Annotated in this window: 19 protein-coding genes; 12 read left to right on the top strand and 7 right to left on the bottom strand. The window is 62.8% G+C overall.

The annotated features are described in order from the left end of the window. Window positions 1–5: 5 nt before the first annotated feature. Window positions 6–1,613, top strand: a complete 1,608-nt coding sequence (locus NCT04_RS19985) for a carboxyl transferase domain-containing protein (protein ID WP_250467375.1) — start codon at window positions 6–8, stop codon at window positions 1,611–1,613. A 69-nt stretch (window positions 1,614–1,682) separates the two neighbouring features. Next, entirely contained in the window at window positions 1,683–3,671 is a 1,989-nt protein-coding gene (locus tag NCT04_RS19980) for an acetyl-CoA carboxylase biotin carboxylase subunit (protein ID WP_250467374.1), read from the top strand. Between the two features lie 17 nt (window positions 3,672–3,688). On the opposite strand, the gene NCT04_RS19975 is transcribed toward NCT04_RS19980, so the two are convergent. Further along, window positions 3,689–4,219 (bottom strand): OmpA family protein, encoded by a 531-nt coding sequence (locus NCT04_RS19975; RefSeq protein WP_244829337.1) that lies wholly within the window; start codon window positions 4,217–4,219, stop codon window positions 3,689–3,691. 248 nt (window positions 4,220–4,467) lie between these two features. Between NCT04_RS19975 and NCT04_RS19970 the strand changes: the two genes are divergently transcribed. Then, on the top strand, window positions 4,468–5,571 hold the full coding sequence (locus tag NCT04_RS19970; protein WP_250467373.1) for an AI-2E family transporter: 1,104 nt from the start codon (window positions 4,468–4,470) through the stop codon (window positions 5,569–5,571). 35 nt (window positions 5,572–5,606) lie between these two features. Here the strand turns inward: NCT04_RS19970 and NCT04_RS19965 are convergent, their stop codons facing one another. From NCT04_RS19965 to pcaH, 3 genes are all read right to left on the bottom strand, one after another. Beyond that, on the bottom strand, window positions 5,607–5,927 hold the full coding sequence (locus tag NCT04_RS19965) for a DUF2288 domain-containing protein (RefSeq protein WP_244829339.1): 321 nt from the start codon (window positions 5,925–5,927) through the stop codon (window positions 5,607–5,609). A gap of 80 nt (window positions 5,928–6,007) precedes the next feature. Continuing rightward, entirely contained in the window at window positions 6,008–6,616 is a 609-nt protein-coding gene (pcaG, locus tag NCT04_RS19960; RefSeq protein WP_250467372.1) for a protocatechuate 3,4-dioxygenase subunit alpha, read from the bottom strand. A 5-nt stretch (window positions 6,617–6,621) separates the two neighbouring features. Further along, the gene (pcaH, locus tag NCT04_RS19955) at window positions 6,622–7,323 is read right to left on the bottom strand and encodes a protocatechuate 3,4-dioxygenase subunit beta (RefSeq protein ID WP_244829341.1); all 702 of its coding nucleotides are present in this window, start codon (window positions 7,321–7,323) and stop codon (window positions 6,622–6,624) included. 126 nt (window positions 7,324–7,449) lie between these two features. On the opposite strand from pcaH, the gene pcaQ reads away from it, so the two are divergent. Continuing rightward, window positions 7,450–8,388, top strand: coding sequence for a pca operon transcription factor PcaQ (pcaQ, locus tag NCT04_RS19950; RefSeq protein ID WP_250467371.1), 939 nt, complete (start codon window positions 7,450–7,452; stop codon window positions 8,386–8,388). Between the two features lie 208 nt (window positions 8,389–8,596). Continuing rightward, window positions 8,597–8,965: a response regulator gene (locus tag NCT04_RS19945; protein ID WP_244829343.1), complete on the top strand. Its 369-nt coding sequence runs from the start codon at window positions 8,597–8,599 to the stop codon at window positions 8,963–8,965. 94 nt (window positions 8,966–9,059) lie between these two features. Here NCT04_RS19945 and NCT04_RS19940 read toward each other — a convergent pair whose 3' ends face one another. Next, window positions 9,060–9,773, bottom strand: coding sequence for a lysophospholipid acyltransferase family protein (locus tag NCT04_RS19940; protein WP_244829344.1), 714 nt, complete (start codon window positions 9,771–9,773; stop codon window positions 9,060–9,062). Window positions 9,774–9,936: 163 nt separating this feature from the next. Between NCT04_RS19940 and NCT04_RS19935 the strand changes: the two genes are divergently transcribed. Further along, window positions 9,937–10,980, top strand: coding sequence for an alpha/beta fold hydrolase (locus tag NCT04_RS19935; protein WP_250467370.1), 1,044 nt, complete (start codon window positions 9,937–9,939; stop codon window positions 10,978–10,980). A 3-nt stretch (window positions 10,981–10,983) separates the two neighbouring features. On the opposite strand, the gene NCT04_RS19930 is transcribed toward NCT04_RS19935, so the two are convergent. Beyond that, complete coding sequence (locus NCT04_RS19930; RefSeq protein ID WP_244829346.1) at window positions 10,984–12,216, bottom strand: sensor domain-containing phosphodiesterase; 1,233 nt, start codon at window positions 12,214–12,216, stop codon at window positions 10,984–10,986. 273 nt (window positions 12,217–12,489) lie between these two features. Between NCT04_RS19930 and NCT04_RS19925 the strand changes: the two genes are divergently transcribed. The 3 genes from NCT04_RS19925 to NCT04_RS19915 all read left to right on the top strand — a co-directional run bounded on the left by NCT04_RS19925 (window position 12,490) and on the right by NCT04_RS19915 (window position 17,326). After that, the gene (locus NCT04_RS19925) at window positions 12,490–12,912 is read left to right on the top strand and encodes a hypothetical protein (protein WP_250467369.1); all 423 of its coding nucleotides are present in this window, start codon (window positions 12,490–12,492) and stop codon (window positions 12,910–12,912) included. A 623-nt stretch (window positions 12,913–13,535) separates the two neighbouring features. Next, a complete protein-coding gene (locus tag NCT04_RS19920; RefSeq protein WP_244829348.1) occupies window positions 13,536–14,210 on the top strand; it encodes a hypothetical protein in 675 nt (224 codons plus the stop codon). A gap of 146 nt (window positions 14,211–14,356) precedes the next feature. Beyond that, complete coding sequence (locus NCT04_RS19915) at window positions 14,357–17,326, top strand: EAL domain-containing protein (protein ID WP_409014880.1); 2,970 nt, start codon at window positions 14,357–14,359, stop codon at window positions 17,324–17,326. A gap of 21 nt (window positions 17,327–17,347) precedes the next feature. Here the strand turns inward: NCT04_RS19915 and NCT04_RS19910 are convergent, their stop codons facing one another. Continuing rightward, the gene (locus NCT04_RS19910; RefSeq protein ID WP_244829350.1) at window positions 17,348–17,557 is read right to left on the bottom strand and encodes a hypothetical protein; all 210 of its coding nucleotides are present in this window, start codon (window positions 17,555–17,557) and stop codon (window positions 17,348–17,350) included. A gap of 234 nt (window positions 17,558–17,791) precedes the next feature. On the opposite strand from NCT04_RS19910, the gene NCT04_RS19905 reads away from it, so the two are divergent. From NCT04_RS19905 to hutI, 3 genes are all read left to right on the top strand, one after another. Continuing rightward, window positions 17,792–19,006 carry an ROK family transcriptional regulator gene (locus tag NCT04_RS19905; protein ID WP_250467367.1) on the top strand — a complete coding sequence of 405 codons (1,215 nt, stop codon included), beginning with the start codon at window positions 17,792–17,794 and terminating at the stop codon, window positions 19,004–19,006. Between the two features lie 165 nt (window positions 19,007–19,171). Further along, entirely contained in the window at window positions 19,172–20,860 is a 1,689-nt protein-coding gene (gene hutU / locus NCT04_RS19900; protein WP_250467366.1) for a urocanate hydratase, read from the top strand. Continuing rightward, window positions 20,857–22,092 carry an imidazolonepropionase gene (hutI, locus tag NCT04_RS19895; RefSeq protein WP_250467365.1) on the top strand — a complete coding sequence of 412 codons (1,236 nt, stop codon included), beginning with the start codon at window positions 20,857–20,859 and terminating at the stop codon, window positions 22,090–22,092. Before hutU ends, hutI begins: the two co-directional genes overlap by 4 nt. Window positions 22,093–22,144: the final 52 nt, after the last annotated feature.

The following is a 22,144-nucleotide window of genomic DNA, read 5'->3' as shown; positions in this document are numbered from 1 at the left end:
GCGTCATGGCGATCATCGAATCGAAACTGAACCCGCGCAGCGAAGATTTTCGGACCAACGCCGCCGCGCTCGAAGCGCTCGTCGCGGATCTCAAGGCAAAAGTCGCGAAGCTCGCGGAAGGCGGCGGTCAAGCCGCGCGTGACCGGCACGTGTCGCGCAACAAGCTCTTGCCGCGCGACCGCATTGCGCAACTGCTCGATCCGGGCACGCCGTTTCTCGAACTCTCGCAGCTCGCGGCCTACGGCATGTACAACGACGACGCGCCGGGCGCGGGCATCATCACGGGCATCGGGCGCATTGCGGGACAGGAGTGCGTGATCGTCTGCAACGACGCGACCGTGAAAGGCGGCACGTACTATCCAGTGACGGTGAAGAAGCATCTGCGCGCGCAGGAAATTGCCGAACAGAACCGCCTGCCGTGCGTCTATCTCGTCGATTCGGGCGGCGCGAACCTGCCGAATCAAGACGACGTGTTCCCCGACCGCGATCACTTCGGCCGCATCTTCTACAACCAGGCGAACATGTCGGCGGCGGGCATCGCGCAAATCGCGGTGGTCATGGGCTCGTGCACGGCGGGCGGCGCTTATGTTCCGGCGATGAGCGACGAGTCGATCATCGTAAAGGATCAGGGCACGATTTTTCTGGGCGGCCCGCCGCTCGTCAAGGCCGCGACCGGCGAGGAAGTCAGCGCCGAGGATCTCGGCGGCGGCGACGTGCACACGCGTCTTTCCGGCGTCGTCGACCATCTCGCGCAGAACGACGCGCATGCGCTCGGCATCGCGCGCAGTATCGTCGGCAATCTCAATCGCGTGAAGACGCCGCCGCTCGCGCTCAAGGAACCGCTGCCGCCGCGCCATGAAGCGGAGAGCCTTTACGGCGTGATTCCGGTCGATACCCGCAAGCCTTTCGACGTGCGCGAAGTGATCGCGCGCATCGTCGACGATTCCGCTTTCGACGAATTCAAGGCGCGCTACGGCACGACGCTCGTCACCGGCTTCGCGCATATCTGGGGGCATCCGGTCGGCATCGTCGCGAACAACGGCATTCTGTTTTCCGAGTCGGCGTTGAAGGGCGCCCACTTCATCGAACTATGCTGCCAGCGCAAGATTCCACTCGTGTTCCTGCAGAACATCACGGGCTTCATGGTCGGGCGCAAGTACGAAAACGAAGGCATCGCGCGTAACGGCGCGAAGATGGTGACGGCCGTGGCCACGGCAAAGGTGCCGAAGTTCACGGTGATCATCGGCGGTTCGTTCGGCGCGGGCAATTACGGCATGTGCGGCCGCGCCTACTCGCCGCGTTTTCTGTGGATGTGGCCGAACGCGCGCATCTCGGTCATGGGCGGCGAACAGGCCGCGTCCGTGCTCGCAACCGTCAAGCGCGACGGCATCGAGAAGAAGGGCGGCGCGTGGTCGAAGGACGAAGAGGAAGCGTTCAAGGCGCCGATTCGCGATCAATACGAGGCGCAGGGTCATCCGTACTATGCAAGCGCGCGTCTTTGGGATGACGGCGTGATCGATCCGGCGCAAACGCGCGACGTGCTGGGCTTGGGCCTTGCCGCGACGATGAACGCGCCGATCGAAGACACGCGCTTCGGCGTATTCCGCATGTGACGCCAGACGTCGGGACCCAGGCGCCCGACTCGCGTCTCGCACCTCAAGCTGATCCACGGATGTGAAGCCATGTTCAACAAGATTCTGATTGCAAATCGCGGCGAGATCGCCTGCCGTGTCGCGGCGACGGCGAAGCGCATGAATATCGGCAGCGTCGCCGTTTATTCGGACGCGGATGCCCAAGCGAAACACGTCGATGTCTGCGATCAAGCCGTGCACGTGGGCGGCGCGGCGGCATCCGAAAGCTATCTGCGGATGGAGCGAATTGTCGAGGCAGCGCTTTCGAGCGGCGCGCAAGCCGTGCATCCAGGCTACGGCTTTCTTTCCGAGAACGAAGACTTCGCCAATGCATGCGAGAAAGCGGGCATCGTCTTCATCGGGCCGCCGGTCGAAGCCATTCGCGCGATGGGTTCCAAGGCCGCGGCCAAGGCGCTCATGCAATCCGCGTCGGTGCCGCTCGTGCCCGGCTATCACGGCGACGATCAGGACGCCGCGCTCCTGCAACGCGAGGCGGATCGCATCGGCTATCCGGTGCTGCTGAAGGCAAGCGCGGGCGGCGGCGGCAAGGGCATGCGAGTCGTCGAAAAGAGCGAGGACTTCGCGGCCGCGCTCGCTTCATGCAAGCGCGAAGCGGCGTCGAGCTTCGGCAACGATCGCGTGCTGATCGAAAAATATTTGCTGCGCCCGCGTCACGTCGAAGTGCAAGTTTTCGCCGATACGCACGGCAACGCGGTCTATCTGTTCGATCGCGATTGCTCGGTGCAGCGTCGGCATCAGAAGGTGCTCGAAGAAGCGCCCGCGCCCGGTCTTTCCGATGCCACCCGACGCGCAATGGGCGAAGCCGCCGTGGCGGCGGCACGCGCGGTGAACTACGTCGGCGCGGGCACGGTCGAGTTCATCATGACGCAGGACGGCCAGTTCTACTTCATGGAGATGAATACGCGCTTGCAGGTCGAGCATCCGGTGACCGAGATGGTGACCGGGCTCGATCTGGTCGAATGGCAACTGCGCGTGGCGGCGGGCGAGCCTTTGCCCCTGTTGCAAGACGCGCTGAAGGTGCACGGTCATGCCATCGAAGCGCGCATCTATGCGGAGAACCCGGCGCGCGGCTTTTTGCCATCGACGGGCACGCTCAAGCATCTCGCATTGCCGCAGGCGGTGAGTTTTTCGATCGACGGCGACGTGCGTATCGACAGCGGCGTGCGCGAAGGCGACGCCATCACGCCGTTTTACGACCCGATGATCGCGAAGCTGATCGTGCATGGCCGCGACCGTCGAGATGCGCTCGCCCGCATGGCACGGGCGCTGGCCGAATGCGAGATCGTCGGGCTGCATACGAACGTCGAATTCCTGCAACGTATCGTGAAAAGCGAGCCGTTTTCGCAAGGCGAGCTCGATACCGGTTTGATCGAGCGTCATCGCGACACCTTGTTCGCGCGGCCAACCGTACCGCGCAACAAGGCGCTCGCGCTTGCCTGCGCCGCGCTGCTTACGCGCGAAGGCGGCGAGGCGCACGGTCACTCGCCGTGGGACGCGCTCTCGCACTGGCGCATGGCGGGCGGTTATAGCCAGGACCTGAACTGGCGCGAGGTCGATCACGACGACATGCTCAAGGTCGTCTACACGAAAGACGGCGAGAAGCGGCTCGCGCTCGATGGCAAGAGCGCGCGCTTCGACTGGACGCATGGCGGCGCGACCGATTACACCGTGCAATTGGACGATAACCTGCTAAAAGGCACCGTCTTCACCGAAGGCGACATCTTCCACGTCTTTCTCGAAGGCGCGGAATTCCAGTTCGAATGGCAAAACCTGATGGCTCATGCGGGCGATGCCGAGCACGAAGGCCGTCTCACCGCGCCGATGCCCGGCAAGGTCATCGCGGTATTGGTGGAGGCAGGCGCGATGGTGGCGAAGGGCGCGCCGCTCATCGTCATGGAAGCCATGAAGATGGAGCATACGATCGTTGCGCCCACGGCGGGAAAAATCGGCGAGATTCTCTTCGATGTCGGCGATCAGGTCGCCGACGGTTCGCAGTTGCTGGTGCTCGAAACGAGTTGAAGGAAGCTAGAAGCGCGTTACTTCCTGGGCCTGCCGAGTAACGTGTCCTGGCTCTCGGTGCGCACCAGAATCTCGACGCGCCGGTTTAGCGCGCGGCCCTGCGGCGTGTCGTTATTGGCGATGGGCCGCAGGTAAGCCATGCCCTTGGTCGTAATGCGCTCGGCCGGCACGCCGCGCGCGATCAACGCATTCGCAACGGCATTCGCGCGCGCCAGCGACAGTTCGCGGTTGTAGGCGAGCGAGCCTTCGTCGTCGGTATGGCCTTCGATCAGAACAGGCCGCATGCTGCGTTTGAGGACATCCGCGACGCGGTCCAGCACGGCGATGTTCTGCACGCGGATGCGCGCTTCGTCCCTATCGAAGAGCGGCGCGTCGGGCAGGCGCATCTCCACGCCGCCTTTGACCTGCAGCATGGTGATGCCGTATTGCGCGTTCAGCTTGTCTTCCTTCGTGCGGCTGAGGCCGCTCGAACAGCCTGAGAATAAACTCGCCAGCATCGCAAGCGACGCGCATGTTCCAACGGCCGACTGTAATGCTCTACCTGCCATCCCGTGCTTTCCCTTCTCTTTAGAGAGGCTTTGATTATACGGAGCCCGAATCTTGCCGTTGTAAATAACATTTGCTGCTTGCCCGCAACTATGCGTAACGCTTTGTGCGAATCGAGCGCTAACCTAGACCCAACTGGGCGTCAACAGGGCGCCAACTTCGTCCGAACGTTCGACGCGCTTACAATGCGTGCGACCATTCAGGTTATCGATTCGAATTTCCGTCTTTCTTCCTGCGAGCTTTCACCGTCATGTCTACACCGCGATATCCGCGTAATCCAGAGCGCAGCAACGAGCATGATACGGACCCGGGCGCACGCATCAACAAGGTACAGCGGGCGGCGTCGGCGGCGCTTTACACGGTGCTCGTGCTGATTGCGCTCTATACGGCGCGCACGTTCATTCCGGCGGTGGTATGGGCTATCGTGATCGCCATTTCATTATGGCCGGCGCTGCACTGGCTAGAGCAGCGTCCGCTGTTCAGGCGGCACAATATCTTGCTCGCGGCGTTTCTTGCCACAGCGGTCGGGCTGCTCTTCGTGGTGCCGTTCGCCATCGTCGCCGCGCAGACCGCCAACGAAGCGAGCGACATGCTCCGCTGGTTCCACGACGTCTTGCGCACCGGTATTCCGATGCCCGCTTTCCTCGAGCATCTGCCAATGGGTTCGCAGCAGGTTTCGCACTGGTGGCAGGAGAATCTGGCGACACCGCTCGAATCTTCCCCTGCCGTGAAGCGTCTGCATAGCGCGACGGTCGTCGCGATGACGCGCCATTTCGGCGGACGCGTGGTGCATGGGCTCGTCATTTTCGGCTTCATGCTGATGACGCTGTTCTTCATGTTCCAGGCGGGCGCGCGGCTCGGCGAGCAACTGATCGCGGGATCGCGGCGCGCGTTTGGCGCGGACGGTGCGGCGCTCATCCGGCGCATGGCGGACTCCGTGCGCAGCACGGTGATCGGTCTCGTGGTGGTCGGCTTGGGCGAGGGCGCTTTGCTCGGTATCGCCTATGGCATCACGGGCGTGCCGCACGCCACCTTGCTCGGCATGCTGACCGCGGTCGCCGCGATGCTGCCGTTCTGCGCGCCGATCGTCTTCCTCGGCTCGGCGCTATGGCTGCTCGCGCAAGGCTCCGTGATTTCGGCTGCCAGCGTGGCGATCTTCGGACTGATCGTGGTCTTCATCTCCGAGCATTTCGTGCGACCAGTGCTGATTGGCGGCTCCACGCGCCTGCCGTTTCTGCTCGTCTTGTTCGGCATTCTGGGCGGCGCGGAAACGTTCGGGCTGATCGGGCTTTTCATCGGCCCGGCATTGATGACGATTCTCGTCGTGCTATGGACGGACTGGGTGCGCGATTGAAGACGAAGTCGATGAAGCGCCGCGCGTGACGTAATTCAGATGCCCGCGCCGCGTTCCTGCACGCAGACCCAGGGCGATACCACCACGGCCCACAACTCGGGATCGCGCGCGGCGATATCCACGGCGGTCTGCGCCTGCAAGCGCTCGATGAGTCCGGCCGAGAGCCATTGCGTGACCTGCTGCGTGTCGTCGTTGGCGACAGCCTCGGCGACGCTCACTAGATCCAGGTCGCCCTTCACCCAAATCAGCGCGCCCTTTGCGAAGAAGCGTTCGAGTTCGGACCAGCCGATCTGCGCCGTTTCGGCAAGCAGCTTGGTGTAGAGCGGGCTGGGGCTTTGGTTGGAAGCGTCGGTCATAAAGGAAGCGATGGAAACGAAAAGGCGTCCGACACTATAGCGCAGTGCCGGACGCCTTCGTTTCGCCTTGAAGCGGACGTTTAGAGGTCGAAGAACACGGTCTCGTTCGGGCCGCGAAGATGAATGTCGAAGCGATAGATCGTGCCCGACACACCCGGCTTGCCCGTCGGTCCCGCTTCGCGCTTGGCGATCAGCGTATGGCGGCGCTCGGCCGGCACGGCGGCGAGCACGGCGTCGTTCGCGTTGGCTTCGGTTTCATCGTCGAAATAGATGCGCGTGTAGCTGTGCAGCAGCATGCCGCGCATTAGCACGATGACATCGAGATGCGGCGCGGCATCGTCGGCGGTCTTGCCGGGCTTCACCGTATCGACGATAAAACGCAGCTTCGGGTCCGTGCCCGTGCCGACGCGCGCGAATCCGCGAAAGCCCGACTCGCGCGCGGCTTCGGCGCTTTCCACGTAACGGCCGTTCGCGTCAGCCTGCGCGATTTCGATGAGCGCGTCGCCAATGGGCTTGCCTTCCGCGTCGTACACGTTGCCGACCACGGCGATATGCTCGCCCGGCACTTCACGATCTGCCGCCGATGCCGTGAACAGGCTCTTCAGATCGAAGTTGTATTGCTCGGGAACGAGGCCGTAGGCAAAGTACGGTCCGACGGTCTGCGATGGGGTTTGTTTGAGCGTGGTCATGTCGTTCACTCCGTCGGCGTCTGGTCCGGGCCGCGCAGCACGATATCGAATTCGTAGCCGAGCGCGTAGTTTTCCTGAGTCGTGTCGATCGAGAAGCGCGACACGAGGCGCTTTCTCGCCTGCTCGGGAATGCCTTGATAGATCGGATCGAGGTCGAGCAGCGGGTCGCCCGGGAAATACATCTGCGTGACGAGACGCGAGCCGAAGTAGTCGCCGAAGAGCGAGAAGTGAATGTGATTCGGGCGCCACGCGTTGGTGTGATTGCCCCACGGATACGCGCCCGGCTTGATCGTCATGAAGCGGTAGCGGCCTTCGTCGTCGGTCAGGCAGCGGCCCGCGCCGAGGAAGTTCGGGTCGAGCGGCGCGTCATGCTGATCGGCCTTGTGGACATAGCGTCCGGCGGCATTGGCCTGCCACACTTCCACGAGCGTGTTGCGCACCGGGCGGCCGTTGTCGTCCAGCACCCGGCCCGTCACGATGATGCGCTCGCCGAGCGGCTCGCCGTTCTTGGCGGCATTGCGCGTGAGGTCGTTATCGAGCGTGCCCAGGTCGTCCGCGCCATAGACGGGAACGCGGCGGTTGCGCAGATTTTCCTTCAGCGGGATGAGCGGCAGCGAAGGGCTGCGCAGCACGGATGACCGGTAGCCCGGAGACAGATACGGCGGGTGGGAATCCCAGTCGCGAGGCGTGAGAATAGGCGAGGTCATGACGACGTGTCTCCTGTTTTGTAGGGTGTCCGGGTTTTTTCAATCGGATATTTCTGGCAACTACTTTATCGAATGCAGCGAGTTATGGAAAATGATGTTTCGTGCCTGCTTGCATAACGACTCGTCATGGATACCGACTTCACCAACACTCGCGTCAAGTTCCGCCACCTTCAGTGTTTCCTTGCCGTCACGCAGCTCGGCAGCGTGCAGCGCGCGGCCGACAGCCTGTCGATTACGCAGCCGGCCGTGTCGAAGACCATAGGGGAACTCGAATCCATTCTAGGCGTGCGCTTGTTCGAGCGTGGCAGGCGCGGCGCGGTTCCCACGCGCGAGGGCCGGCTCTTCGCGCCGCATGCGAGCGCGTGCGTGGCGTCGCTGCGCGAAGGCGTGGACATGCTGCTGCGCGAACGTGGCGATGTGCCGGGGACCATTTCCATCGGCGTATTGCCGACTGTCGCCACGGCCTTGCTGCCGCCCGCGCTCGCTGCTTTCCGGCAGCAATGGCCGGCGATTTCGCTTGCCGTTCGCACGGATTCGAACGCGCAACTGCTCGAACGGCTGAAGGCGGGCGACGTCGATCTGGTCGTCGGCCGGCTCTCCGAGCCGGAAGCCATGCACGAGCTTTCCTTCGAGCAGATTTATCGTGAACCGCTAGCGGTGATTGTCCGGCGCGAGCATCCGCTGACGTTCGAGGCGCCGCTCGCGCCCGCGTTGCTTGCGCGTTTCGCGATCGTCGTGCCGCCATTCGGGACGTTGATTCGTCAGTCGGCTGAAAGCGTTCTGACAGCGTTCGGCGCGCATGCGCTCACCGCGTTGATCGAAACGCTGTCGGTTTCGCTTGGCCGCGCGCTCGCGTTGCACAATGACGCCGTGTGGTTCGTTCCAGCGGGCGCGGTCGCGCAGGACATCGCGCTCGGCTTGCTCGTTGCCTTGCCCATGCCCTTCGCCGGCACCGATGAGCCGATCGGCTTGATACGTCGCAACGACTCCGCGCGCACGCCCGTGGAAGAAAGTCTGGTCGATGCCTTGCGCGAAGCGGGCCGTGCGCGCGCCGGGAACAAGTGACCGGTCGTGCACCGCGGCGCACACCTTGCTAGAGCAGCATTTACCGCGCAGATTTCGCGCGAAACAAATACTATGACGTAAGCCCGCCGGGACAGCGAATCGGTTGCAACGAACGCTCGTGGCGCCGGTCTTATCGACGCGTGCCGCTTCGGCGCATCGACGTCATTTCCCGCACTTGGTGCCGCATTGCTGTCAACTCGTTCGCTCCATGAAGACCGTTCTGCTCGTCGATGACGACCCCGCCACCATCGAAGCCTGGACCCTCTGCATGCAAGGGGAGGATTGCCGCGTGCTCTACGCCGTCGACGGCAACGGCGCTCTGTCGATACTCGGCGCGCAGACGGTCGACATCGTCGTGTCCGACTGGATGATGCCGGGACTCGGCGGCGCGCTTCTCTGTCAAACGATGAAGAACGACGCCGCGCTCGCGCACATCCCTTTCCTGATGATTTCAGGGCATCCGAATCCGCCGGCTTTCGTGAGCTACGACGGGTATCTGCGCAAGCCGGTCGAGATGGAGACGCTGGTTGCGGCCGTGAACCGTCTGTGTGCCGCAAAGAAGCGGCCGCTTTATTGAACGGCTGCTGCTTGCGCTTCGACGAGAATCTCGGAACGCGACGACCAAGGCCTCAAGTCGGCATCCACGAGGCAAAGGCTTGCGGCTTAACCAATCAGCGCAACTCCGCCAGCGCCGCATCCATCTGCGCTTGAGCGAGCCGGTTCAACTCCTGCGGAATTTCGCATTCGAGCGGCAAGGCGGGCGTGACGATCACGCGGATATGTCCACCATGATCCGGCCAACCCTTCGCCGGCCAGACCTTGCCCGCGTCGTGGACAACAGGCACGACCGGAACCTTGGTCGCGCACGCGAGCCGCACGCCGCCCGAAGCGAGCTTGAGCGGCGCATCGTGCGCCACGCGCGTGCCTTCCGGAAAGATCACCACGACATCGCCTTTCTTCAGCCGCGCGGCGCATTCACGCGTGACAGCCTGGTGCGCCTGACGGATCGAGCCGCGGTCGAGGCTCACCATGTCCAGACCGCGCAGCACCCAGCCGAAGAAAGGAATCTGCATGAGTTCGTGCTTGAACACGAAGCTGATGCGGCGCGGAAAGAGCGCCATGAACGCGAGCGTCTCCCAGGTCGATTCATGGCGGCTCAACACGATGCATGGCCCGTGCGGCAAGTGTTCGAGTCCTTCGACCGAGACGCCCACACCGGTGATGACGCGCATCATCGTGACCATCGCGCGGCACCATTGCCTGGCTAACCAATAGCGTCCGTTTCTGCCGACGAACGGGAAAAGCGGCAGGATCAGGATCGACCAGATCGTGCCGCTGCCGAGCAGATAGGTGGCGAAGAGCCACTTGACGAGGGTGCTGCGCATTGAAATCGTGCGATCGACGGAGGAAAGCCCAGAAGCATAACGGTATCGAGCCGTGAACGCACGAGGCAAAAACCGCCGCTTCGCTCATGCGTCTTCGGGCGCGCGATGCAACAATGGCGCGTGCAGGTCATCGACCGCTTATCTCAACATCGCAAGGGAACACATGGATCAGGAGCCGGTGAGTTTCGACGAAGGCATGCTCGACGTGGGCGACGGCCATTCCATCTACTGGCGCGCGCAAGGTCCGCGCGAGGCGCCCGTCATGCTCGTCGTGCACGGCGGCCCCGGCGGCGCCATGAATCTCAAATGGGCCGAGGTGCTCGAAGCGGACAAGTGGCGCGTCGTGTTCTTCGACCAGCGTGGCTGCGGCAAGTCGAAGCCTTTCGGCAAGCTGGAGGCGAACGGCATCGATGCGCTCGTCGGCGACATGGAGAAGCTGCGGGTCGGGTTGAACATCGAGCGCTGGGCGCTGTTCGGCGGTTCGTGGGGCACGACGCTCGGGCTTGCCTACGGCGTCACGCATCCCGAACGCTGCACGGGCTTCTTGCTGCGCGGCGTGTTTCTCGCGCGGCGCGCGGACATCGACTGGTTCCTGTGGGACGTGCGGCGCGTGTTTCCGGAGGCGCATCGCGCGTTTCTGGACGCCATCGAAGCCGCGAGCGGGAAGCGTCCGACGAGCGGCGAGGAGATCCTGCAACTGACGGAAGCGCCGCTCGCGCGTTTCGATGAAGCCGGCACGCGGCTCGCGCGCGCGTGGACGCTGTATGAGACCACCTTGTCGGTGGTCAACAAGCCGCCGAAGGAGGCGAAGGAAGCGGACGAGGCGAAAGTATCGGGTGAAGCGCAAGCATCGAGCGAAGCGAAGGACTCGAGCGACCCGAAGCAGGACGACAAGCGCCCGAGCGCCGAGGCCAACTCCGCCGCCGTTTCCATGGCGCTGCTCGAACGTCACTACATGGCGCACGAACTGCCGCCCGAACCGCTGCTGCCGCGCGTCGCGCGCATTGCGCATCTGCCGTGCAGTATCGTCCACGGACGTTTCGACATGGTGTGTCCCGCGGATCAGGCGTTCGACCTCGCCGCGCTTTGGCCGGGCGCGCAACTCGCCATCGTGGATGTCGCCGGGCACTGGACCTTCGAGCCCAACAACGTGACGGCATTGCGCAAAGGCGCGGTGGCCCTGGCTCAAGCCATCGCGGCAAGCTGACGCTTACAGGATCGACGGCGCCGCTTCGGTCAGGCGTCGCCAGTCGAGATCCGCGCCCGCGACGATCAGCCGTCCGTTGCGCTGCGTCGCGATGGTGAGCGTGACGCACAGCGACGTCCCCGTTACCGACAGATACGGCGCGCTCGTGATGACCTGCTGCGGCCGCGTGTGGGCATCGACGAAGTAGGGGCGCGTGTCCCAGCGGCCGGTCGAGGCGTCCGCAATGGGCGCGAAGCGGTCGGCCGAGCGCCGCTCACACGCGCCGGCGAGCGTCGGCAGGCATTCGCGACCCGCGTGGTCGAGAAAGAAGCAACTGATCGTACAAGGCAGCGCGAGCAACGCGGCGCAAGCATGCTCGGCGGATGCGCCGCCCGCGAGGCGCGTCGCGGCCTGCGCCAGATTCGAGCGATACGGCATCAGCAGCAAGTCGCTCGCGAGGCGCTCGGTGCGGCGCGTCTGCGCGAGCGAATCGAATACGTTTTCGAAGAGCGGCGTGGCCGCGCCGCGTTCGGCGAGTTGCGCGGCGGGTTGACCGAACAGATAACCCTGCACGAAGTCCACGTTGGAGCGCGCCGCGAGCATCAGGTCGTCGCTGGTTTCGATTCCTTCGGCCACCACGAACATACCGGATTCATGCAGCAGATCGACGAGCTTCGGCATCAGCGCATCGCGCATCGGCGTGCGTCGCTTGCCGCTCTGCGCGCGCACCAGGCTGCGGTCGAGCTTGACGATATCCGGCCGCATCGTGAGCAGACGATCGATATTGGAATGCCCGGCACCGAAGTCGTCGACGGCGACGAGAAAGCCCTGCGCGCGAAACGAGCGCGTCGCGCGCGCGATCTCCGCGACATCCGAACCACCCGATTCGAGCACTTCGATCACGATCCGCTCCGGCGCGAGCCCGGCCGCGTGCGTGAGCGCGGCGAACTGTTTCGCATAGCCAGGGTCCGTGAAAGTCGCAGGGTTCATGTTGACGAACAGCCAATGCGCGCTCGGCAGCACCGGCGCGGCATGACGGAGGTGCGCCAGATGACTCATGCGGTCGAGCGCGGTGAGCTCGCCCGAGACGATCGCGCGGCCAAACAGATCGAACGGGCCGATCAGCGCGCCATCGCCCGCATCGCCGCGCAACAGCGCCTCGTAACCGACTTCGCGCTGATGCGGGAGGCTGTAGATCGGCTGCAGATGCGTGCGAAGCGTGATGCCGTCGACGACTCCGGTGTGCGCCGTCAACACGTCGGACCACGCCGGCCGAGGCCTGACGGCTGCGTGCGGACACAGCGTCGGGGAGAATGCACATACGAGTCGATGAACGGCACGGCAATGGCACGCGGCGAGATGGGGATACAAGGCAGTATCGGCCGAGCGTGCGAAAACTTGAGTGGCGGCGTCGTGTTTGCCCGCGCCCGCGCCGCGACCTATCTTTGAAGAGGCGGTGATACGATCCCGCTGCAACTTAAGCGGCGCAAGGCTCGTCGAAGCTTGCACCAAAACCTTTGAGAGACATCGATGGCGCAACAGAAAACCAATCCAAAACTCGAGCAGGCGCTCACGCGCGGCGATCTCGCCATCCGTCAGGCCAATTCGGCTCGCGCTACGGCGGTGTTGCGCGCACTCGGCAAGATGATCGTGGAGGCGTCGGCGACCATCGGCGTCGAAGCGCACGTGGTCGTTAACGACGGCGACAAGATCTACGATCCCGCCGACGGCGCGTGGCCGCAGCAGTTGCTCGTTTCGCTCGACGGCCCTGTCGAGGAGAACGATCCAGACGAAATTCGCACGATCACCTTGCTCGCCGACACGCCGGCCACCATCTTCCGCTGCGAATGGCAGCGTGCCGACGGCAATCTCGGCCGTCAGGAGGGACGCCCGCTCGCCATGGTTGCTTTCATTACCGACGTCGACATTCCCTGGCTCGACGAAGAAGACTGATTACCCCGTCTTTGATTTGTTCAACATGTTGTGAGATTCGCGGATGCCAAAAGTCCTGGTATCCGCGTTTTTGCGTCCGCTCATTTCCCCAACGATCCCATTTGTTGCCGTTTTCTGTTTTCGAGTGTTGCGTGAAGCGCAAACGTTACCGTGTCCCCTTTTTTTAGTCTTTTGACGTGATTACGCGATATTTCGTATTGCTTGACAGACGGCTATTCTCCTGAATACCTCTCACGGCATTTGGTGGCTGTTGGCCCTCGTTTCTTTTCACTCTTCTTGTGCATGCATATTCGAATACCGGCTATGCATATTTATTTTTGCAGCAGTTGCCCGGCGATTAGTTCGGCAATTAGAATAAAAGTTCTAATTGTTTAGCCTGAATTTTGCTGAGAAACAGTGGCAAGCGCGCACCCCGTTATTTGACTTCGTGAGAGGCTCGATTCGCCGTGTGAGGGCACAACCTTAAAACGCCCATATCACGCGGCAATTTCCTAATCGCCAAGAAAAATGGGGTTTACAAAATGGAACGTCTGAACCTTGCCACGAATGCCGCCGCTAACCAATCTGAAACGGCGCTTCGTCCGACACTCACGGTAGTGCCCGCACTTCAGAAAACGGAACGCATGCCGTTTACTATCCGTATCGTCCAGGACGACGACGGGCTCCAGAAAGCCGTAAGCATCAGGCGTTCTGCGTATGGTCGGCATTTGCCCGAATTCGCCGAGAAAATGACGATCGAGCATTCCGATCGCGATAGCGGCACCGCGGTTTTGCTCGCGGAATCGAAACTCGATGGCGCGCCGTTGGGCACCATGCGCATTCAGACCAATGCGTATGCGCCGCTCGCGGTCGAGCAATCGATCAAGCTGCCGGGTCATCTCGCCGAAAGCCGTCTCGCGGAAGCGACGCGCCTCGGCGTGGCGGGCGGCATGGTGGGACGAGTCGTGAAGGTGGCGTTGTGCAAGGCGTTGTGGATGTTCTGCGAACTGCATGAGATCGACTGGATGGTGATTACCGCGCGTGCGCCGCTCGACCGGGAATACGAAGCCATGCTGTTCAAGGACGTGTTCGGCGTAAACGAGTATCTGCCGATGGCGCACGTGGGCGGCATGCCGCATCGCGTGCTGGCCAAGGAAGTGGCGGTCGCGCGGCAGCGTTGGGAAGAGGCGCGTCACCCATTGTTCAACTACATGGTGAATACGCATCATCCGGACATCGATTTGCAATCTGTAGATTTATCTTTTGACTGGGAACCGGTACGATGCCCTGAGGCTCCGCTGATGGCTTACGGCCGGTAGAAGAAGGGCTGCGGTAACGAAAGCAAGAGCAAAAAAGCCGGGCCCGAAGTGGTCCGGTTGGCCAAAGAGTGCGGTGGCGGGGGCAAGCTCGGCTCCGCCGCGCCTCTCGCCGGCAAGATCGGCGCAAACGGGGGGCTTATTCAGGTATGGCGTCGGTTATTCCAGCTTCCTTATCGAGATTCAGACGCTCGGGCTCGTGGATCGACGGCGCGTTGTACGCGGTCGCCGTCTACGCGGTCCCGTTTCTGATCGCACTCGGTACGCTAGCGACGCTCTTCTTTTTACCCCGCCAGTACGAAACGCGGGGCGCGGTCCCGCTCGAACTCCACGTTCTCGCCGATCATGGCGACTCGCTCGGTCCCGAAGCCGCGCGCGAAGCCCTGCGCGCCGCACCGGCCACCACGCGCTACAACACGCATCTCTCCGAAAAACCCGTCTGGTTTTCCATCACGGCGCCCGTCATGAGCACGGAGTCGTCGACTGCAATCGAACTGCCTTCGCGCCACGCGCAGTCGCTTTCATGCTGGAACGCCAGTAACCTCCAGCCGCTCGGCACCGCCGATCGCGAAAGCGTGAGCGGCGAGATGCATCCGGTCAAGGCCGGTTTTTTCGTGCAGGTGGGGCGCATCAAGGCACCGTTGTCCGTCATTTGCCGCGGCGTTTATTCGGGCCCGGCGCAGATCAACGCGTTTGCGTGGGAATGGCAAGGTCTCCGAAGCTCGGCGCTCGACTTCCAGGAAAGCTCCGGGCTGATCGCGGGCGGTTTGCTCACGCTCGCGGTATTCGTTTTCGTCACCGCGTTGATCAATCACGAATGGACGTACGTGATTTTCGCGGTGTGGCTCGTCGGCAATCTGCGTTTGTGCGCCAACGCCATGGGCTGGGACATGCAGTGGCTCGGCCGCGTACTGCCAGCCGACTTCATGACGCCGCTCAGGCAAATCACGTTCGCCGCGTACTATTTGCTGACCGCCGCGCTATTCCAGCAGCTGTTCCGCCGCGAATTGCGCGTGGTCGGTTACCGGTGGCTTCTGCGCGTCATTCAGTACGTCGGCATCGTGCTCCTTGGGGCAGCCGTTGCGTTGCCGTATTCGCTGTTCATTCCGACGCTGTGGGTCATTGCCGGCTTCGGTATCTGCGTGCTGCTGTTCTTCCTCGTGCGGCTCGTGTGGATGGCCCGTTCGCGCACGGTCATGTGGTACGTGGCGTCGCTCGCCATCGTGCTGTTTTCCACGTTCTCCGAAGTACTCGGCGCGGCGTTCGGCCTCAAGGTGCTGGTCGGCGGCGTGAACACGGTAATGGCCGCGCTGTCATCGAGCATGATGGCGGCGTTTGCCATCGCCGAGCAGATGCGCGCCGAGCGCGACTTCCGCCGTCAGGCGCAGATGGAATTACGCAACACTTACGAAGTCACGCCAATCGGTCTCTTCACGCTCGATACCGACGGCCGCTTCGTGCGCGCCAATCCGGCGCTGCGCTCGATGCTCGACCTGCAGAAAGCGGAATACAAAGTCCGCCACTGGAACGATTACTTCGAGCCCGGCGCGTGGGGCGCGCTGCAGGCGCTGGCATCGAAAGGCAGTGACGGTGAGCTCGAAATGGGCGGTTCCGCCGCGCGCGGCACGGGCGAGCGGCGCTATCTGTTGAAGGCTATCCGCTCGAACGGTTGGATCGAAGGCTCGCTGCAGGACACGACCGAACGTTCGCGCGCCGTCGAGCGTCTGCGCTTTCTCGCGGAGCATGATCCGCTGACGGGCTCGCTGAACCGGCGCGGTATCGAGAAAGCTATTTCCGCCCAAAGCGATGAAATGTTGCCGTGGGCGCTTGCCTATGTCGACCTCGACCGCTTCAAACTCGTGAACGACCTCTTCGGCCACCGCAGTGGCGACGAAGTCTTGCGACAGGTCGCGGCACGCACGCGGGCGCACTTCGCGCGCAATTATGCAGTGGGGCGAATCGGTGGCGACGAGTTCGTCTGCGTCATGCACGACACGTCGATTGAAGACGCCATCGCGGAATGCCGCGAACTCATTTCCATTCTTTCTGACGCGCCCTATCAGGTCGGCAATCGCGCGTTTCAGGTGAAGGCTTCGATCGGTCTCGTCGAATGCTCGCAGGGCGTGCGCGTGCAGGACGCGCTGTCGCATGCGGATCGCGCGTGCCGCGAAGCGAAGAAGGTCGCGCATACTCACCTCGTCACGTACCGCAAGGGCGCGGCGGCGTTCGAGGAGCGCGCGGAAGAATTGAAACTCGTCGAGACGCTCGGCCGAAATCGTCTGCCGCCGGGCCTTTTTCTCGTGATGCAGCCGATCATGTCGTTATCGGCGCCAACGGAATCGCTTAATTTCGAAGTACTTCTGCGCATGCGCGCGCCGGACGGCACAACGCTGCCCGCGGGCAAGGTGATCGTCGCGGCGGAAGAGTCCGGCAATATTGCTGCAATCGACCGCTGGGTCATTACCACGTTGCTCGAATGGATCGAGGCGCATCGCCATGAATTGAAGAACACGCAATTCATTTGCGTCAACCTTTCAGGCGGTTCGCTCAACGACGAGCAATTCATGGAGGATATCTTCGCGTTGTTCGCGCGGCATCAATCAGTGGTGCATTACCTTTGCCTTGAAATCACTGAAAGCGTGGCGCTGCACGATTTGGAGAACACGCAGCGCTTCATCGCGCGCGTCCATGACATGGGCGGCAAAATCGCGCTCGACGACTTTGGCGCGGGTTATTCCTCGTTCAAATATTTGAAGGCACTTTCCGCCGATGCGCTGAAAATCGACGGCGAATTCGTGCGCTCCATGTGTGCGCATCCGGCGGATATCGCCATTGTCGAAGCCATCGTCGCGCTTGCGCGCAATCTCGGCATGCGCAGCGTGGCGGAATGGGTCGAAGACATCGATACCCTGCGCGCATTGCAGGAAATCGGCGTCGATTATGTGCAGGGTTTTTTAGTCGCGAAACCGCAAGACAGCGTCGCCATTCTTTCGGCGACTTCCGCTGCGAGTTTCGTAAAAGATCCGGAAGTGGTGAGTTTTGTCGAGTGCCTGTCCGCGCCGGCGCAGGCGCTCGCATTCGACTATGAATGGCGCGCCCGCGCCGCGGGCACCCATTAACTTTTATTCTCGAACCCGTTTTCAGGCGGGTTTCGATTCACTCAAAATCTTGTTCGCCGCGATGGGAATGCGCGTGTCGTCCCATTGCGCGAGCCATTGAATCTCCTTTTGCGTGAAATAGCCGGGATGATTGCGCAGCGCGAACTGCAGGGAATCGACGATGTGATCGCGAATGATCTGCGGGGCGTTGTCGTCGTTGACAATCGCGTGAAGGGCTTCGAGTGTGCTCATGTTGCGTGGCCTGGCCGGTGAATAGGGAACGTCGGCGTCACCATAACCCGATAAAAATCGCGAAACATATTGCAGCGCGAAACTTTCCACGCGGCCGTTTCCTTACAGGAGCTTGCTAGAATCGGCGCGAATGCCTCAACTCGATCAACGCGCCGGACTTGAAGCGGGAGCCGCTTATGAACGACCTGGAGCGCGCTTCGCATGGCGCGTGTTTGCGCTGCGAAGAGGGCGCGCATGCCTGATCGATCCTCGCGCCAAGCGTCTGTTCATTCGGTCGGCTCGAATCAGCTCGGCATGCGCCAATTCAACGAGCGCATCGTGCTGCAGGCCATTCGTCTGCACGGCGCGCTGCCGAAGGCGGACATCGCGCGCCTCACGCGCCTTTCCATGCAAACGGCGTCGATGATCGTCGATCACCTTATCGACGACGGCCTGCTCGTGAAGGAAGCGCGAACGCGTGTGCCGGGGCGCCTCGGGCAGCCATCGGTGCCGATTGCGCTGCGAGCGGACGGCGCGTTTTCCATCGGCGTGAAAGTGGGGCGACGCAGCCTCGACGTGCTGTCGATGGACTTCACCGGCGCCATTCGCACGCGCGACACGCTCGACTATCCCTATCCCGATCCCGCCGCGCTTTTCACGGAACTTGCCGCACGGCTCACGCGCGCCATCGACGCGCTCGGCGACGACGCGTGCAAGATCGCGGGCATCGGCGTGGCAGCGCCGTTGTGGCTCGGCGGCTGGCGCGATTTCTTCGATACGCCGCCCGACGTGCTCGCCGCATGGAACGAGATCGATATCCGCGGGCGCATTCAGGCGCTCACGGCCTTGCCCGTCGAGTTTGCAAAGGACACCACGGCCGCCTGCGCCGCCGAACTCGTGATGGGGCAGGGGCGCGGGTTGCGCAACTTCCTGTACGTGTTCATCGGGACGTTCATCGGCGGCGGGCTGGTCATCGACGGCCGCTTGCACGCGGGGCCGGGCGGCAACGCGGGAGCAATCGGCTCGCTGCCGCTGCAAAAGCGCGACGGTGCGGCGCAGTTGCTCAACACCGCGTCGGTCTATGTGCTCGAAAAGGCGTTCGCGGCGGCCGGCGCGCCCGCCGCCGCCGCTCACGACGAACGCGCATGGTCGGCTTCGCTGCGGCCGCTGTCCGAGGCGTGGCTCGACGACGCGTGCCCGGCGATCGCGTTGAGCATCGCGTCGTCGGCGGCTTTGCTGGATCTCGAGGCGGTCGTGATCGACGGCGAAATCGATCGCGGCTTGCTGCGCGAGATCATCCGGCGTACGGATGAAGCGCTCAGCCATTTCGACTGGCAAGGCATGACGCGTCCACGTTTGGTGGAAGGACAGATCGGCACCGATGCACGCGCGATGGGCGGCGCCATTCTGCCGCTTTACGCGCACTTCGCGCCGAAGCATGAATTGTTCTTGAAGCCGCTGGAGACTTGAGGCGGATTGCATTGTCTATACAAGGCGCTGCCAAACACGAGAAATTGGCGTCGGGAAATCCCTAATACAACGAAAGTTGTATATACAAGAACATGAACTGGAATTCGGGCCTGCGAGAAATCCGCGTCCGTTCGCTCAATCTTCCGACGCGCAGGAGCCTGCCTCGTGACCTCATCTTCTCGTTATCGCGACACTGAAATTCGCGCCCCGCGCGGCGCACGACTCAATGCCAAAAGCTGGCTGACCGAGGCACCGCTGCGCATGCTGATGAACAATCTCGACTCGGAAGTCGCCGAGAATCCGCGCGAACTGGTGGTCTATGGAGGAATTGGCCGCGCGGCGCGTGACTGGCCGAGCTTCGACAAGATCGTCGAAACGCTCAAGCGGCTCGAAGCGGATGAAACCCTGCTGATTCAATCGGGCAAGCCGGTTGGCGTCTTCAAGACGCATGAGAACGCGCCGCGCGTGCTCATCGCCAATTCGAATCTCGTGCCGCACTGGGCGAACTGGGAGCATTTCAACGAACTCGATGCCAAAGGTCTCGCCATGTACGGTCAGATGACGGCGGGAAGCTGGATCTACATTGGCAGCCAGGGAATCGTGCAGGGCACGTATGAAACCTTCGTCGAAGCCGGTCGGCAGCATTACGGCGGCGATCTCAAGGGACGCTGGGTGCTGACCGCCGGACTTGGCGGCATGGGTGGCGCGCAGCCGCTCGCCGCGACGCTCGCGGGCGCGTGTTCGCTCAATATCGAATGCCAGCAGAGCCGGATCGATTTCCGTCTGAAGACACGTTATGTCGATGAGCAAGCCACCGATCTCGACGATGCCCTTGCCCGCATGCAGCAATACACGTCCGAAGGACGCGCGGTGTCAGTCGCACTCTGCGGGAACGCCGCCGATGTTCTGCCCGAACTCGTGCGCCGTGGCGTGCGCCCGGACCTCGTAACCGATCAGACGAGCGCGCACGATCCGCTCAACGGCTATCTGCCGAACGGCTGGACGTGGACGCAGTATCGCGATCGCGCGCAAAGCGATCCGCAGGGCACGGTGAAGGCGGCGAAGCAATCGATGGCCGAACACGTGCGGGCAATGCTCGCCTTCCGCGAACAAGGCGTGCCGGTGTTCGATTACGGCAACAACATCCGCCAGATGGCCAAGGACGAAGGCGTCACGAATGCGTTCGATTTCCCCGGCTTCGTGCCCGCTTATATCCGGCCGCTGTTTTGCCGGGGCGTCGGACCGTTCCGTTGGGCCGCGCTTTCTGGCGATCCGCAGGACATCTACAAGACCGACGCGAAGGTGAAGGAGCTGATCGCGGACGACGCGCATCTGCATCGCTGGCTCGACATGGCGCGCGAACGCATCAGCTTCCAGGGCTTGCCGGCGCGCATCTGCTGGGTCGGCCTCGGGCAACGCGCGAAGCTCGGCCTCGCGTTCAACGAGATGGTGCGCAACGGCGAGCTGTCCGCGCCGGTGGTGATCGGCCGCGATCATCTCGATTCCGGTTCGGTCGCGAGCCCCAACCGCGAGACCGAGTCGATGCGGGACGGCTCGGACGCCGTCTCCGACTGGCCGCTTCTCAACGCGCTGCTCAACACGGCGAGCGGCGCAACGTGGGTGTCGATCCATCACGGCGGCGGCGTCGGCATGGGCTTTTCGCAGCACGCGGGCGTCGTGATCGTCTGCGATGGCAGCGTCGAAGCCGACGCGCGTATCGCCCGCGTGCTGCATAACGATCCGGCCACCGGCGTCATGCGTCATGCCGATGCGGGCTACGACATCGCCGTCGACTGCGCGCGCGAGCAAGGCCTCGACTTGCCGATGATCGACGGAGCGAACGGCAAGCGATGAACAAGCTCTGGCAGCATTGCCACGTCGCAACCATGACGGGCGGCAAGTATTCGATCATCGAAGATGCCGCGATCCTGACGCATGGCGGGCGTATCGAATGGATCGGGCCGCGCGTCGCCGCGCCGGAGCGCGATTGCGAGCGTATCGATCTCGAAGGCGCGTGGGTTACGCCGGGTCTAATCGATTGCCATACGCATCTCGTCTTCGGCGGCGACCGCAGCGGCGAATTCGAGGCCCGTCTGGAAGGCGCGAGCTACGCGGAGATCGCGGCGCGCGGCGGCGGTATTGCAAGCACGGTACGCGCGACGCGTGAAGCCAGCGAGGACGCGCTGTTCGAAAGCGCCCGCGCGCGCGCCGTCGGCCTGCTGTGCGATGGCGTGACCGTGCTTGAAGTCAAATCCGGCTACGGGCTCGATCTCGCGAACGAACGCAAGATGCTGAGAGTCGCGCGGCGCCTTGGCGAAACGCTGCCCTTGACCGTGCGCGCGACCTGTCTCGCAGCTCACGCACTGCCGCCCGAGTATGCGAATCGCGCGGACGACTACATCGCATTCGTCTGCGATGAAATGTTGCCGGCGCTCATCGATGAAGGCCTGGTCGATGCCGTCGATGCCTTTTGCGAGCATCTCGCGTTTTCGCCGCAACAAGTCGAGCGAGTGTTTCTCGCCGCGCAAAAACACGGCGTGCCGGTGAAGCTGCACGCCGAACAGTTGTCGTCGCTGCATGGTTCGACGCTCGCGGCGCGCTATCAGGCGCTTTCCGCCGATCATCTCGAATACATGACGGACGAGGATGCCGCGGCGATGGCAAGCGCTGGCACCGTCGCCGTGTTGCTGCCTGGCGCGTTCTACATGCTGCGCGAAACGCAGCTACCGCCCGTCGATGCCTTGCGGCGCCACGGCGTTCCAGTTGCACTCGCCAGCGATCTGAATCCCGGCACATCGCCCGCGCTTTCGTTGCGGATGATGCTCAACCTCGGCTGCACGCTCTTTCGTCTGACGCCGGAAGAAGCGCTCGCTGGCGTGACCCTTCATGCGGCGCGCGCACTTGGCCTGCACGGCTCGCATGGATCGCTGGAAGCGGGAAAGGCGGCGGACTTCGTCGCGTGGAAAATCGGTCGGCCGGCCGAGCTGGCTTATTGGTTGGGCGGTTCATTGCCCAATTGCGTGGTGCGAAACGGCGAAGTAGTGACGACTTCTGTCTGGCAATACGGCCTTACGGCGTTAAGGTAATAAAAAAACGCCTCGTCCAAAAGCACGAGGCGTTTTTCGACAACCGATAAGA

This window comes from Caballeronia sp. GAFFF2 (assembly GCF_023631485.1).
Taxonomy (GTDB): Bacteria; Pseudomonadota; Gammaproteobacteria; order Burkholderiales; family Burkholderiaceae; genus Caballeronia.
The sequence above is the reverse complement of the archived record's forward strand: the minus strand, read 5'-3'. Positions and strand labels throughout refer to the sequence as shown.